This is a genomic window from Clostridium punense (assembly GCF_017874425.1).
In the GTDB taxonomy this organism is placed as follows: Bacteria; Bacillota; Clostridia; order Clostridiales; family Clostridiaceae; genus Clostridium_J; species Clostridium_J punense.
Genome location: NZ_JAGGLL010000003.1, coordinates 184468 through 198356 on the forward strand (window position 1 = coordinate 184468; position 13889 = coordinate 198356).

The following is a 13889-nucleotide window of genomic DNA, read 5'->3' on the forward strand; positions in this document are numbered from 1 at the left end:
AATGGCTTATTTTTAATAATTAGTTTTTAACTTATTTAATTCTTGGTAACTTATAAACCCTTCAAGTGATTCACAACTTCTTATTGCATTTTGTATAGCCACTTCCATTGCTCTTGTGGCCAAAAAACCTACCACATTAACATCTCCTTGAACTTTATTGGTAGCCATGGTGAAGATAGTATCACCATCAAACATTGTATGAGCTGGCTTAATAGTCCTTCCAAAACCGTTATGTGCCATAGAGGCCACCTTATTAGCTTCTGCCTTTGTAAAAATTGCATTTGTGGCTATAATACCAATGGTAGTATTGCCATTGAATCTATTTATTTTCTTATTATATTCTTTAAGCATAATTTCCTCTGTATTTAAAAACTCAGTTTTATCTTCATTTAATGCTCCAGCTATGATAGAGTTATTATTAGGATCTATGATATCTCCCAAAGCATTTACTGCTACAATAGCACCAACTTGCAAATCACCAATTTGAAAAGCAGCTGAGCCTAAACCACCTTTCATAGCATTTTCAGGTCCTAAGATTTTTCCAACTGTAGCACCTAGCCCAGCACCGATGTTACCTTGAAAATCTTTTGTAGTTACCTCAGAATTAATACATGCCTCATAACCCATGTTTTTATCAGGTCTAATTTTATAATTTCCTATAACTAGATCGAAGATTACTGCTCCGCATACAATAGGGACTTTTGTAACGCCAACATCAAAGCCAATATTCTTGCTTTCTAAATATTCCATGACACCACCAGCTGCGTCAAGTCCAAAAGCACTTCCACCAGATAAAATCACTCCATGAATATTTTGAACCATTTCTGTAGAATTTAATAAATCTGTTTCTCTTGTACCAGGGGCACCACCTCTTACAGCAACACCAGCAGTAGCTCCTTTTTCGCATAGCACAACAGTACAACCAGTAATTCCTTCTTGACTTTGAGCATGACCAACTTTAATACCTGAAATATCTACAAATTGTATTTCTTTCATTCAACTCACCTCTAATTTTATTATTAACAGAATATAATATAAAACTCCTAGTTAAGAAAACGTCTTAACTAGGAGATAAATTTTAATTATTTAAGTATTCGTCTTAAGGCAACAACCACTGGTATAGTAACCAAGGCAGAAATTATTGCTTCGGCAACTCCGTTAGTTCCAGCTGTAGTTAGAAAAGTTACTCCAACTGCAGTTTTAGATATTTTCATTACTTCAGCAAGTTTGTCACCGTAAAGTAAATAAGAGATACCTAAAACACCGAAAGTATTTATGAAGGAACCAATAACTGAAGCTATCCCAATTCGTACATTAGTTATTTTCAATTTAACCACTTTGTAGATGTAGTAAGTTCCTACACCTATTAAAATTCTAGGCAAAATAGATATTATTGGGTTCATAAATAAAAAAGAAGTCAAAGTAGGATTAGAAAATGCCCTAATTAGACTAAAAACACCAAAGATTAGTCCTACGAGCGCGCCTACAACTGGTCCTTCTAATATGGCACCAATAATTACAGGTATGTGCATAATTGTGGCACTCATAAAAGGCAGTTGTATAAAGCCTAATGGAGTCATTCCCAAAATCATAGAAATTGCAGATAGCATACCTACAATGGCAAGTTGTCTAGTACTAAGCTTAGTATTATGAGTTGTTGATACATTACTTTGCATAAAAATCCTCCCATTCTTATTCCCCAAGGGATATAATTCGGGTCTAATTAAGTTATTAGACGAGTTCAGTTCCAAAAGGATACCGACAATGTTATTTTATCACTTCCTTCCAAAAAATCAATAGAACCTGAATGAAACAGAAAATTTTTACAATATAAACACAGTTCCAAATTATACTATGCGCATACTAATAAAAATTTACTTATTCTTCTTATTTTATAAATATGAAGAATAATTTATGATATAATAGTTTATAAGAATGTTATAAAACTATATTTAAATAAATTTAAATTGAATTTTTGTGAGGTTTATATGAAGGAACTATTAATAGACATGGAATTATTATTGGAATTAATTTCTGAAGACACAAGGGGTGAAGGGGATAGTTATCTTAATCTTATTTCAGGTGAATTAAGTTATATTCCAAGAAGTGTAATAAATGCCCTTGAAGATAATACTAAGATAAGTGAATTAGAAGATTGGGAAAAAAGTCTCATTGATGAAGCTTCAAATATTTTAAAGCTAAACTCTCAAGATTATTTATTTGTTCCAATCGTAGAAGAAAACTTCACTTTATCAGTTATGAAGGAATATACTTTATCTATAATTAATACGGCTTTAAAAGAAAAGCTTCTTAACTCCCTTAAAGGTCAAAATTATAGTTATGATTTCAATGCTATTCTTCTTAAAGAAGGAGATATAGATAATTTTTATGACTTTAAAGATTATAAGTATCATGAATATGCACAAAAGTGGTTATTTAAAAATGGAATACAGGGTACAGACTAATAAAAAAACTCTCCATATAATTAGGAGAGTTTTTTATTATGTTTTATTACTAATTCCTATCCACTGCAATTTCTTTCTGCTCTAGAAAGGGACTTTGATTTTCTATAAATATTTTATACCAAATTAAAAACACAAGAATAGTCCATATCTTCCTACTTAAGTCAAAAGGTCCTTTTCTATGGTCTTCTAAAAGTTTTAATGCTGAAGCTTTATTTATATATTGATCTGCATTGCTTTCTTTTATTATATTTTCTGCCCAGCTATAAAGCTCATCTTTTAACCATAGACGAATTGGAACAGGATAGCCTAGTTTTTTTCTGTCAATGGCTGTTAAGTCTAACTCTGATTTAAAGGACTCTCTCAAAAGATATTTAGTAACATGGCCATTGATTTTTTCTTCTGAAGTTAGCTTAGATGCAACTCTAAATACTTCTTTATCAAGAAAAGGTACTCTAAGCTCTAAAGAATGAGCCATAGTCATTCTATCGGCTTTAACTAAGATATCTCCAGTAAGCCAAGTATTAAAATCTACAAACTGCATTTGTGTTATAGGGTCATAGCTTGCAGCTTTAGCATAAATATCTTTAACTGCTCTAGGAATAGTAAAATCAGAACTGAAGTTTCTTAGTATTGTTTGCTTTTCATTATCTAAGAAAATCTTAGCATTTCCTACATATCTTTCATTCATTGGAGTACAGCCTCTTTCAATAAAGCTTTTACCCCTAGTACCTTCCGGAATCATTGAAGCTCCTGATTTTAAAATTTTCTTAACCATAGAAGGCATATAATTGAACATTTTTAAGGAGTTTGGTTCATGATAAATGGTATATCCACCGAAAACTTCATCGGAACCTTCTCCTGACAATATAACAGTAACATGCTTTGCAGCCTCTTGTGCTATGAAATAAAGTGGAATAGCAGCTGGGTCAGCAACTGGTTCATCCATATGCCAGATTATTTTAGGCAATTCATTAGCAAAATCTTCATGGGTAATAATTTTGCTGATGTTTTCTACTCCAAGTTTATCAGCCGTTTCTTTGGCTAAGTCTATTTCAGTGTAGCCTTGTCTATCAAATCCGATTGTAAAAGTCTTTAAATCAGGTTTATATTTTTTAGCAAGAGCTGTTACTACTGTAGAGTCAATTCCACCAGATAAGAAAGAGGCAACTGGCACTTCAGACTGCATATGTAATCTGACAGAGTCATCAATAACTTTTCTAATTTCCTCCATCTTTTCATCTTTGGATCCAGGTGTAGGGTTAAATTTTATTGAGTAGTAGCAATTAATTTCATGACTTTTACCATATTCTTTTCTAATAGTGTGACCTGGTTTTAATATTTTAATGTCTTTTAGCATAGTCTTTGGCTCTGGTACAAACTGAAAAGTTAAATAATTGTGTAGAGCTTCATTATCTATTTCCCTGTAAGTTGTATCTTCATTACAATGAAAACTTTTTAACTCAGAGGCTACATAAAGTCCATTTTCGTTTTCTACATAATAAAAAGGTTTGATACCAAAAGGATCTCTAGCACCAAAAAACACTTTATTAACTTTATCCCATATTATGAATGAAAACATTCCTCTGAGCTTCTCAACAAACTTTTCACCAAAATGCTTATATAATTTTGCTAAAACCTCGACTTCTGAATTAGTTGAAAACTCATAGCCTTCTTTTATTAATTCATCTCTTAGATAAATATAATTGTAAATTTCTCCATTAAATACGATTTCTAGTTCATTGTTATATGAGTATGGTTGTTGTCCATTAGCAAGGTCTAATATACTTAATCTTCTAAATCCAAGATAAAGCATATCATCCATATACTCACCATCTTGGTTTGGACCTCTATGAATAATAGTTCTTCTCATTTCTCTTAAAGATTCTTTACTTTCTTCAGCTATAGTTGAATTACTAAAAAAGGTTACAAATCCGCACATAGTCTTTCCTCCTTAGTGGCACCGTTTATTCCAAATGCACATAAAAATTTTATACAATATAAGAATAATCGTCAATAATAAATAAGCCACTATTTGTATTTTTGTCCTTTAATTTTAAAATATTCTATCACATAGTATAACATATTTCATCATGAAAAGTTAGAAATCCATATTTATTTTAATTATAAAATTAAAAAAGGAATATCTCCTGTCAAAATATCATATAAATTAGATAAAAAGATAAAAAGGAAAATAAAGGTAATTAATGGAAAGTGTAGAATATTATGGTGTAATAAATTCCAGTTATTTACATAATGGGTAGGAGGAGAAAATCAATGAATACAGAATTAGGAAAGCATATTTCTTTTTATTATTACGGTGAGGATCATATGGTAATTAATTTATATAAATATATAAAGGATTCCGTTAAAAATAATAATTTCATATTCTTATATATAGAGGATTCAATTTATAACTTGGTTTTAGATAGTTTAAGCGAAACAGAAAGATATATGGTAGGAAAAATAGATTTAGATAAAATTATAATGAATAACAGCAAAGATAATAGTGAATTTATTAGTAAATGCCTTAATAACTATAAGATTCAAAAACAAGAGCAAGGGTTTACCAATATAAAATTAATATTTGATGCAAAAAGAATAATTCAAGAAACTTCCATAAATTTATTTAAGTCTTTTGCTAGTTATTGCTTTGATGTAATTTCAAAAGAAAAAATAGAGATATTAACAGTTTATGATTTTGGAGAATATATGGTTAAAGGAAAATATATTAATGATGAAATTATAAAAGTATCTTATATAGAACATACTCATCGAATGTTTGCCAATGAGGTTTTACCTATTAGAGAGTTTGAAAATCAACGATATTTAGCATAAATATAAAAAGCTGCTTAACCATTGTTAAGTCAGCTTATTTTTGCTAATATGGGTAATAATAGTAATGAAATACAAAAGGAGTGGTATGCTTGAAAATGAAAAAATTACTTAAATTATCCTTGTTACTATGCTTATCTATGAGTTTTTTCTTTGCAGGATGCTCAACAACAGCTAAAGAGAATAAGGAGAATAACTCAACAAATGTGAATAAAGCTAGTGAAAATCCAACATCTGATAAGGATAAAACTACAATCACAGAAAAGGGACTCAACGATAAAAATCCAATAGCAACTATCCAAATGGAGAATGGAAAAACTATTAAAATAGAGCTTTTTCCAGATATAGCTCCAAACACAGTAAGGAACTTCCTATCCTTATCAAATAAAGGATTTTACAATGGCTTAACTTTCCATAGGGTAATACCTGGTTTTATGATTCAAGGGGGAGACCCTAAAGGTAATGGTACAGGAGGTCCAGATTATAGTATATTTGGCGAGTTTAATAGCAATGGTTTTAATAACCCTCTTAAACATACAAGAGGAGTTATATCAATGGCTCGTTCTAAAAGTAAAAATTCTGCCGGATCTCAATTTTTCATAATGCACGAGGATTATCCTTCCTTAGATGGAGAGTATGCAGCTTTTGGCAATGTAATTGAAGGTTTAGATGTTGTAGATGAAATTGCCACTGTTGAAAAAGGAGCAAATGATAAACCTGTAAATGATGTTAAAATCAAAACTATAACAGTGGAAACCTTTGGAGTTAACTACAAAGAAGTAGAGAAATATAACAAATAATCTATTGCTCCCTCTTTTTGATGGGATGTTTCACTGTAATATATTAATAACAACCTCTTTTAAGGTTTTTTAAAACATATAAAAATTAACTATAATTAAACCAACAAAAGCATTCAATATAATAAAAGTTATATTGAATGCTTTTATTTTATAGATTTCTTGATTTTTCCACGTTTACATGTTATTATTAATGTATACATCAAGTATACATTAATAATAACATTGTTTACAGTAATTTAATCAATGTATACATGGTGTATACATTGATTAAAGTGTAATAAAGCAACTATAGCAGCGTTTTAATAGTATATAAAAATAAAGGAGTAATTTATATGGATTCAATATTTAGCGTAAGAATAAGTGAAGAATTGAAGGAGAAGTTTATAGAAATAGCCCAAAACCAAGGTATCAATAATAAAGAATTAATGGAGCATATTATAAAATCTTATGAGTTAGAAAACGTGAAAAATGGGGCTGTAGAAGCTAAAAGTCATATTGAAGAGTTGCAAGCTCTTAGTAGCAGAATTGTGGATATATACATAAATCTAATTGAAGGAAATAAAATAAGATCCTTAGAACAAACAAATATCTTTAAGGGCAGAATAGCAGAAGAGCAAGAAATTAAAAATAAAATTTTAACTGAAAATGAAGAGTTGAAAACAAAACTGAAGGAGGCATTACAACAAAAAGAGGAACTAAAAAAACAAATAAAGGTACATGAAGAAAACCTAATTTCCAAAGATGAAAATCTTCAAGAGTTTAAGTCTTTAAATAGAATGCTTAAAGAAAAAAATGAAGATTTAACCAGGGAGTTAGTTTTATTTGGAGAATATGAGGACAAAAACAAATTGCTTCAAAAAGAACTAAAAGTTATATTAAAGGAAAAAGATGAGTTAAGTAAAAATAATGATAAGATACAATATGAAAATCAGCAACTATCCAGTGAGCTAAATTTCATTAAAGACAGTTATGAAAAGAAAATTAGTAATATGGAAGAAGGTTTTAAGACTTCTCTTTATCAAAATGAGCAAAGTATGAAAATAAACCATTCAAAAGAAGTTTTACATCTTGAACAGGAATTTAATGAAAAGTTATCATGTATCAGAAAAGAATATGAGGAAAGAATATCTAGATTACTTAAAGATAAAGATGACGAGATGTTAAGAATGAAAAACCTACTATTAGGTAAAGAATAATAAAGTCTTAATTATTTTATTTAATGTAATTAAAGGTTTCAATAAAGTAAATACTAGTAATAAGTGTATAAATGTCTATACTGAAAGGGGAATCATAATGCTAAAACTTATTAAAAATGGCATTTTATATAGCCCAGAATATAAGGGTAAATGCGATATATTAGTTTGTGATGATAAAATATCATATATTCAGGAAGAAATAATTATAGAAAACTTAAATGTAGAAGTGGAAGTTATAGATGCAGAAGATAAACTCATATTTCCAGGGTTCATTGACTCACATGTTCATATTTTAGGTGGAGGTGGAGAAGGCAGCTTTAAAACTAGAACACCAGAGTTAACCTTAACAACTGCCACCACAGCAGGGGTTACAACCATTGTTGGATGCTTAGGAACTGATAGTGTAACTAGGGATATGAAATCTTTAATTGCTAAGGCTAAAGGATTAAAAGAAGAAGGTTTATCTTGTTATCTTTATACAGGTTCTTATGAAGTACCTTTAAAAACTTTAATGAGTATTAGAGAAGATATTATGTTAATTGATGAAATCATAGGAGTAGGAGAGGTTGCTATTTCTGATCACCGTTCCTCTGCGCCTACAGTTACTGAAGTATCTAAAATTGCTGCAGATGCTAGGGTAGCAGGAATGCTTTCTGGTAAGGCTGGTATAGTAAATGTGCATATAGGAGATGGCAAAGAACAACTTAAAATTCTTAATGAAGTATGTGAGACAACGGAAATTCCTATTACGCAATTTATTCCTACCCATATAAATAGAAATAAACGCCTTTTTGAAGAAGGAATACGATATGCTAAAAAAGGTGGTTTAGTAGATTTAACTACAAGTACCACAAATCAATTCTTAGAACAGGGTGAAATGAAGTGCAGTAAGGGCCTAAAAATAATGTTGGATAACGGAGTGAAAGAGGAAAACATAACCTTTACCTCCGATGGACAAGGAAGTTTGCCAGCCTTTGATAGTAGTGGCAAGTTTTCAAAGCTTCAAATAGGAACTTCTAAGTCATTATATAAAGAAGTTATAGATGCTATTAAAATAGAAAATATACCTATAGAAGTAGCTCTTAAAGTTATTACTTCGAACCCTGCAGATAACTTAAAACTTGACAATAAAGGTAGAATTGAGTTTGGAAGAGATGCTGATATTGTAATCGTAAATAAAGAAACCTTAGAAGTAGAGACAGTTATAGCAATGGGTAAAGTTATGGTTAGAAATAAGGAAGCTATCATAAAAGGTACCTTCGAAAAATAAATAGACTAGCAAGGATTTTTCCTTGCTAGTCTATTTATAGTAATTATTTTTTCTTTAAACAGTACAAAAATCTTATTAAATTCACACCAGCTAGTCCAACTAGTATATATACCACTCTTGTTAACAATGGTATGAAACCAAATAGGGTATGAACTAAATTGAAGTTAAATAATCCAATAAGTCCCCAGTTAAGTGCACCAATAATAACTAGAAGAAAAGATAACTTGTCTAACAAACTAACTTTGTACATATATGTTTCACCCCTTAAATAAAATAAAATGAAAATAAATATATTTGTTCTAATTAATATATATGAATCAAAGAAGAATAATAGTACAATATATGTTTGAAAGACTTACTTAACTAAAAATTCACGAACAAAACATATTCACATTCTATAATAGTATGCTATAATAGTGAATGATAGTTATAAAATTTTATTTTTTGTACGGAGGTTGCTATGAGAGATACATATAATTCACCTTTAAACACTAGATACGCATCAAAAGAAATGAGCTATATTTTTTCTGATGAAATGAAATTTAAAACTTGGAGAAAGCTATGGGTAGCTTTGGCTGAGGGCGAAAAAGAATTAGGCTTAAATATCACTGATGAGCAGATAAAGGAATTAAGAGATAATATAGATAATATTGACTTTGAACTAGCTGAAGCTAAGGAAAAGGAAGTTAGACATGATGTTATGAGTCACGTTCATACTTATGGTGTTGTTGCACCTTCTGCTAAAGGTATAATCCACTTAGGTGCTACTAGCTGTTATGTTGGAGATAATACAGATTTAATAATAATGAGAGAGGGCTTATATTTAATCAGAAAAAAAGTTCTTAATGTTATTAATCAATTGGCTAGCTTTGCTTTAAAATATAAAGATTTGCCAACTCTAGGCTTTACTCACCTTCAACCCGCACAGCTAACAACAGTGGGGAAGAGAGCTACTTTGTGGATTCAAGAGCTGCTCATGGATATTGAAAATATTGATTTTGTAATAGATTCAATGAAATTTAGAGGAGTTAAAGGAACAACAGGTACTCAAGCAAGTTTTATGACTTTATTTAATAATGATGAATCAAAAGTAAAAGAGTTAGATAAAATAGTCTGTAAAAAAATGAACTTTAAAGCATCTTATCCAGTTACAGGTCAAACTTATTCACGTAAGTTAGATTCAATAATTCTTAACACCTTATCAGAAGTAGCTCAAAGTGCCTATAAATTTAGTAATGATATGCGACTTCTTCAAAGCATGAAGGAAATGGAAGAACCTTTTGAAAAGAATCAAATTGGATCTTCTGCTATGGCTTATAAGAGAAATCCAATGAGAAGTGAAAGAATAAGTGCCTTAGCTAGATATGTTGTTGTAAGCTCTTTAAATCCAGCAATCACTGCTTCAACACAGTGGTTTGAAAGAACCCTTGATGATTCTGCTAATAAGCGTATTTCTGTAGCTGAAGCCTTTTTAGCTTTAGATGGAGTACTAAATTTATACTTAAATATCACTTCTAATATGGTAGTGTATCCAAAAGTTATAGAAGCTCATGTTAATAATGAGTTACCATTTATGGCTACAGAAAATATATTAATGGAAGCTGTAAAACGTGGTGGAGATAGACAGGAATTACATGAAAGAATAAGAATTCATTCTATGGAAGCTGCAAGAAAAGTTAAGGAGCTTGGTGAAAGTAACGACTTAATTCAAAGAATTATTGGTGATGAAGCCTTTAAAATGAATAAGGAAGAAATAATGGCTATAATTGATCCTTATAAGTTTACTGGAAGAGCATCATCACAAGTAGTTGATTTTATTAATGAATTTATTAATCCTCTAATGGAAAACAATAAAGATTCTTTAGGAGAAAAAGCTGAAATAAATGTATAATAATAAAAAAAGTCCCGTTAAAAACTTTAACAGGACTTTTTTTATTATTAAAATTTATGAATAATTTTTACTTAAGAAGGATTTTGACCCCCTCTTGGCGAATATTAATGTCGTCAAATGTAAGTTTCACGACATTAGCTTATTTTTTGGAGGTACTAAATGAATAACAAAATTTACAAAAAAAATATTTCTATTAAATCTACAAATTATCAAATTCATGCTAAAGCTCTCCCTACATTTATTAAGGACTATTTGAATTATTTAACTACAGTTAAGAATGTATCTGTTAATACCATAAATGCTTATTGTGCGGATTTAACCTTATTCCTTAAATTTTTATGTATTCATAAAAACCTTGTTACCTTAAGCGACCCTATGGATTTTAATGACATTCCTATTCAACATCTAACTGTTGATATCTTAAAGGATTTACAACTTACAGATTTCTACAGCTACCTATCCTATGTTGAAAATGTAAGAAACAACGGCAATTATGCAAAAGCTCGTAAAGTGGCTTCTCTTAAATCTCTATTTAATTATCTTACTAGAAAAGCTAAGGTTTTATCCAGTGATCCAACTGGAGATTTAGAATCCCCAAAGCTTGGCAAACGAAATCCAATTTATCTTACCCTAGATGAAAGCAAAGATTTGCTCAATGCAGCTAAAAATAGAGATAAACATTCTGAAAGAGACTTTTGTATTATAACTTTATTTTTAAATTGTGGTCTTAGGTTATCAGAGCTTTGCAGTATTGATATCTCTAAAATCAAAGGAGATACTATTTCTATTTTAGGTAAAGGAAATAAAGAACGCACTATTTATTTAAATAAAGCCTCTATTAAAGCAATTTATAGATACTTACCTATACGTAATGACCTTCAAGATAAAGTCTTTTTTGAGGATAAGGATGCCTTGTTTATTAGTGGTAAGTATAGACGAATTAACAAGAGGACTGTTGAAAGAATTGTTAAAAAATATGTTGGTTTAGCTGGCCTTGACAGGGATAAATATACCCCTCATAAATTAAGACACACTTCAGCTACACTAATGCATAAACACGGCGGAGTTGATATTAGAAGTCTTCAAGAAATTCTAGGTCATGAGAATATTGCTACTACACAAATTTACACCCATGTAGATAACGATAGATTAAGAAAGGCAATTAAATCAAATCCACTAAATGAAGAATAGATAATAATCTTTCAAAGAACAGAAAAAAGGTGAGTCCCCTCACCTTTTTAAATTATTTTATTTTATTTGGATTTACAACGATTAAACCAGGATATTTCTCCAGACCTAAGTCCTTTAAACTATCAGAATCCTCAAGTAAGTCCTTCAATTCATCAATATCATCGATATACTGCCAATTATTAGCTTCATCAAGAGCATCTATATACTCTTCCTCTATATAGTCATCCACACACTCTTCTAAAGAATCATCGTCTTCAAAATCATTATCAAAGTCACTAAAATCCTCAATGTTAATACTAACATTAGCTTGAGAATCTTCTTGCTTTTCAAAGACTTCATCAATTTTGATAGCTTTTACATCATAACCTTCAAGCTGTAGGCACTTTCCGCAGTTATCACAGGTTTTATTTTTATTTAATTCGCATACATCACATTCTCCACAATTATTGCAACTCTTAGTATTTTGAAAAATGCACATTTCCATAATATCACTACCCTCTTTTAAATTATGATTGTAAACAATATTATATATTTTAACAAATATGAACGTGCATTTCAATATAAACTTAAAATTGTTTTCCTATTAAATATTGATTAATCCTGATGATGGCTGCTTATTTAAAGTATAAATACTATAATTCAAAACCAGTGCAAAGCAGCACCAAAGGAAATATGGGATTAATAATAAACCGGCTATTTTATCCTTTCTGTAAAATAAGATTATAGTAATAACAATAAAAATTAATAAAATCGCTAAGTCAATTAGAGCTAAGAATATGTTTCCATAATAAAAGAATATTATTGACCACGCTAAGTTAAGAATAAATTGAATTGTAAATGCCACAATCTCCCTCCTTATATCTTCCCCTTGTTTTCCCAGCATTAGGATTCTATATAAGGCTATAGACATCAAAAAATATAGTATGGGCCATACTACTCCAAACACCCAAGGTGGTGGTGCAAAAACAGGTTTTTGAAGATTAGCATAAATCATAGCAGAACCTCTTGTAAGGTTTCCTACTATATAAGCTAACCCATTTATTAAGATAATACTAAGAAGTAATAAAAAAAAATCCTTTTTACCATTTACCTCTAAAACTTTTAACATGAAATTCCCCCTAAAAATATTTTATTTCATACTGAATTTTATGAATTTATATTTAATTTTATAACATCTTTTGTTTTATATATATAAATCTAGACAATAATAAATTTATGAATTATTATATATGGTATAAATTATTACTATAATTGCATAAGGAGGAAATAATATGGCAAGTTCATATTCTTTTGATGTAGTGTCAGAAATTGACATGCAAGAAGTTGATAATGCTATCAATCAAGCTCTAAAAGAAGTTAAACAAAGATATGATTTTAAAGGAACGAAAACTGAAATTGTATTAGGAAAGGATGAAATTAAAATTCTTTCTGATGATGAGTATAAGCTTAATTCAGTTATAGACGTTTTAAAAACTAAGTTTATTAAACGTGGAATCTCTTCAAGAGCACTTGATATTAGTAAAATCGAAGAAGCTTCTATGGGAACTGCAAGAGTAACTGCAAAACTAGTTAAGGGAATTGCTACAGAAAAAGCAAAAAAGATGGTAGCTGATCTTAAAGCTAGTAAGATTAAAGTTCAAGCTCAAATCATGGATAACCAATTAAGAGTTTCTGGTAAGGATAAAGATGATTTACAAGCTGCAATACAGTTATTAAAGTCTAATGATTACGGAATTGATGTGCAGTTTACTAACTATAGGTAAATTTTTTTCTTAATATTTTATTATTAAATTATAAGTTATACTCTTTAACTGTAATGTATATTTTTATTTGAATTGGATAATTTAATAATGTATATAAAATATGACAAATTTTAGGTTTTTATACTATTTATATTAAGTAGCATAGTAAAGGTATTATAATCTCACTAATAATTACACTAGGAGGAACATTATGAAATCAACAGGAATAGTTAGAAAAGTAGATGAACTAGGAAGAATAGTAATCCCAATAGAATTAAGAAGAACACTGGATATTGAAATAAAAGATGCTTTGGAGATATATGTTGATAGAGATCAAATTATCCTTAAAAAATATGAGCCTGCTTGCATATTCTGTGGTAATGCAAGAGATATTAAAAACTTCAAAGGAAAAAACATATGTCATGAATGTCTTAGTTCTTTAGCAACACCTGAATAGTACATAAAAATCTAATATAAAAATAAGTGAAGAGATTAAATCCTA

Annotated in this window: 15 protein-coding genes; 9 read left to right on the forward strand and 6 right to left on the reverse strand. The window is 29.6% G+C overall.

Going from position 1 to position 13889, the window contains the following annotated elements; translation table 11 throughout:
• Positions 1 to 12: 12 nt before the first annotated feature.
• On the reverse strand, positions 13 to 996 hold the full coding sequence (locus J2Z44_RS02990; RefSeq protein WP_021281459.1) for a P1 family peptidase: 984 nt from the start codon (positions 994 to 996) through the stop codon (positions 13 to 15).
• An 86-nt stretch (positions 997 to 1082) separates the two neighbouring features.
• Positions 1083 to 1676: an ECF transporter S component gene (locus J2Z44_RS02995; RefSeq protein ID WP_021281460.1), complete on the reverse strand. Its 594-nt coding sequence runs from the start codon at positions 1674 to 1676 to the stop codon at positions 1083 to 1085.
• Positions 1677 to 1988: 312 nt separating this feature from the next.
• Between J2Z44_RS02995 and J2Z44_RS03000 the strand changes: the two genes are divergently transcribed.
• On the forward strand, positions 1989 to 2465 hold the full coding sequence (locus J2Z44_RS03000; RefSeq protein ID WP_021281461.1) for a hypothetical protein: 477 nt from the start codon (positions 1989 to 1991) through the stop codon (positions 2463 to 2465).
• A gap of 49 nt (positions 2466 to 2514) precedes the next feature.
• Here J2Z44_RS03000 and asnB read toward each other — a convergent pair whose 3' ends face one another.
• Complete coding sequence (asnB, locus tag J2Z44_RS03005) at positions 2515 to 4404, reverse strand: asparagine synthase (glutamine-hydrolyzing) (protein WP_209649327.1); 1890 nt, start codon at positions 4402 to 4404, stop codon at positions 2515 to 2517.
• Positions 4405 to 4739: 335 nt separating this feature from the next.
• On the opposite strand from asnB, the gene J2Z44_RS03010 reads away from it, so the two are divergent.
• From J2Z44_RS03010 to iadA, 4 genes are all read left to right on the forward strand, one after another.
• The gene (locus J2Z44_RS03010; RefSeq protein ID WP_021282728.1) at positions 4740 to 5300 is read left to right on the forward strand and encodes an MEDS domain-containing protein; all 561 of its coding nucleotides are present in this window, start codon (positions 4740 to 4742) and stop codon (positions 5298 to 5300) included.
• 89 nt (positions 5301 to 5389) lie between these two features.
• Entirely contained in the window at positions 5390 to 6097 is a 708-nt protein-coding gene (locus tag J2Z44_RS03015; RefSeq protein WP_021282727.1) for a peptidylprolyl isomerase, read from the forward strand.
• A gap of 332 nt (positions 6098 to 6429) precedes the next feature.
• Positions 6430 to 7293: a hypothetical protein gene (locus tag J2Z44_RS03020; RefSeq protein WP_021282726.1), complete on the forward strand. Its 864-nt coding sequence runs from the start codon at positions 6430 to 6432 to the stop codon at positions 7291 to 7293.
• Positions 7294 to 7390: 97 nt separating this feature from the next.
• Positions 7391 to 8563: a beta-aspartyl-peptidase gene (gene iadA, locus J2Z44_RS03025; protein ID WP_021282725.1), complete on the forward strand. Its 1173-nt coding sequence runs from the start codon at positions 7391 to 7393 to the stop codon at positions 8561 to 8563.
• Between the two features lie 43 nt (positions 8564 to 8606).
• Here iadA and J2Z44_RS03030 read toward each other — a convergent pair whose 3' ends face one another.
• Positions 8607 to 8813, reverse strand: a complete 207-nt coding sequence (locus J2Z44_RS03030; protein ID WP_021282724.1) for a DUF378 domain-containing protein — start codon at positions 8811 to 8813, stop codon at positions 8607 to 8609.
• 210 nt (positions 8814 to 9023) lie between these two features.
• Here J2Z44_RS03030 and purB point away from each other — a divergent pair, with 210 nt between their 5' ends.
• Together purB and J2Z44_RS03040 are read left to right on the forward strand one after the other, a co-directional pair.
• Positions 9024 to 10454 carry an adenylosuccinate lyase gene (purB, locus tag J2Z44_RS03035; protein WP_021282723.1) on the forward strand — a complete coding sequence of 477 codons (1431 nt, stop codon included), beginning with the start codon at positions 9024 to 9026 and terminating at the stop codon, positions 10452 to 10454.
• 192 nt (positions 10455 to 10646) lie between these two features.
• Entirely contained in the window at positions 10647 to 11645 is a 999-nt protein-coding gene (locus J2Z44_RS03040; protein ID WP_161624455.1) for a tyrosine recombinase XerC, read from the forward strand.
• 52 nt (positions 11646 to 11697) lie between these two features.
• Here the strand turns inward: J2Z44_RS03040 and J2Z44_RS03045 are convergent, their stop codons facing one another.
• Together J2Z44_RS03045 and J2Z44_RS03050 are read right to left on the reverse strand one after the other, a co-directional pair.
• Positions 11698 to 12129 (reverse strand): hypothetical protein, encoded by a 432-nt coding sequence (locus tag J2Z44_RS03045; RefSeq protein ID WP_021282721.1) that lies wholly within the window; start codon positions 12127 to 12129, stop codon positions 11698 to 11700.
• A 99-nt stretch (positions 12130 to 12228) separates the two neighbouring features.
• Positions 12229 to 12753 carry a TspO/MBR family protein gene (locus tag J2Z44_RS03050; protein ID WP_021282720.1) on the reverse strand — a complete coding sequence of 175 codons (525 nt, stop codon included), beginning with the start codon at positions 12751 to 12753 and terminating at the stop codon, positions 12229 to 12231.
• Positions 12754 to 12916: 163 nt separating this feature from the next.
• Between J2Z44_RS03050 and J2Z44_RS03055 the strand changes: the two genes are divergently transcribed.
• The gene (locus J2Z44_RS03055; RefSeq protein WP_021282719.1) at positions 12917 to 13408 is read left to right on the forward strand and encodes a YajQ family cyclic di-GMP-binding protein; all 492 of its coding nucleotides are present in this window, start codon (positions 12917 to 12919) and stop codon (positions 13406 to 13408) included.
• Positions 13409 to 13598: 190 nt separating this feature from the next.
• A complete protein-coding gene (locus J2Z44_RS03060; protein ID WP_021282718.1) occupies positions 13599 to 13844 on the forward strand; it encodes an AbrB/MazE/SpoVT family DNA-binding domain-containing protein in 246 nt (81 codons plus the stop codon).
• Positions 13845 to 13889 lie beyond the last annotated feature (45 nt).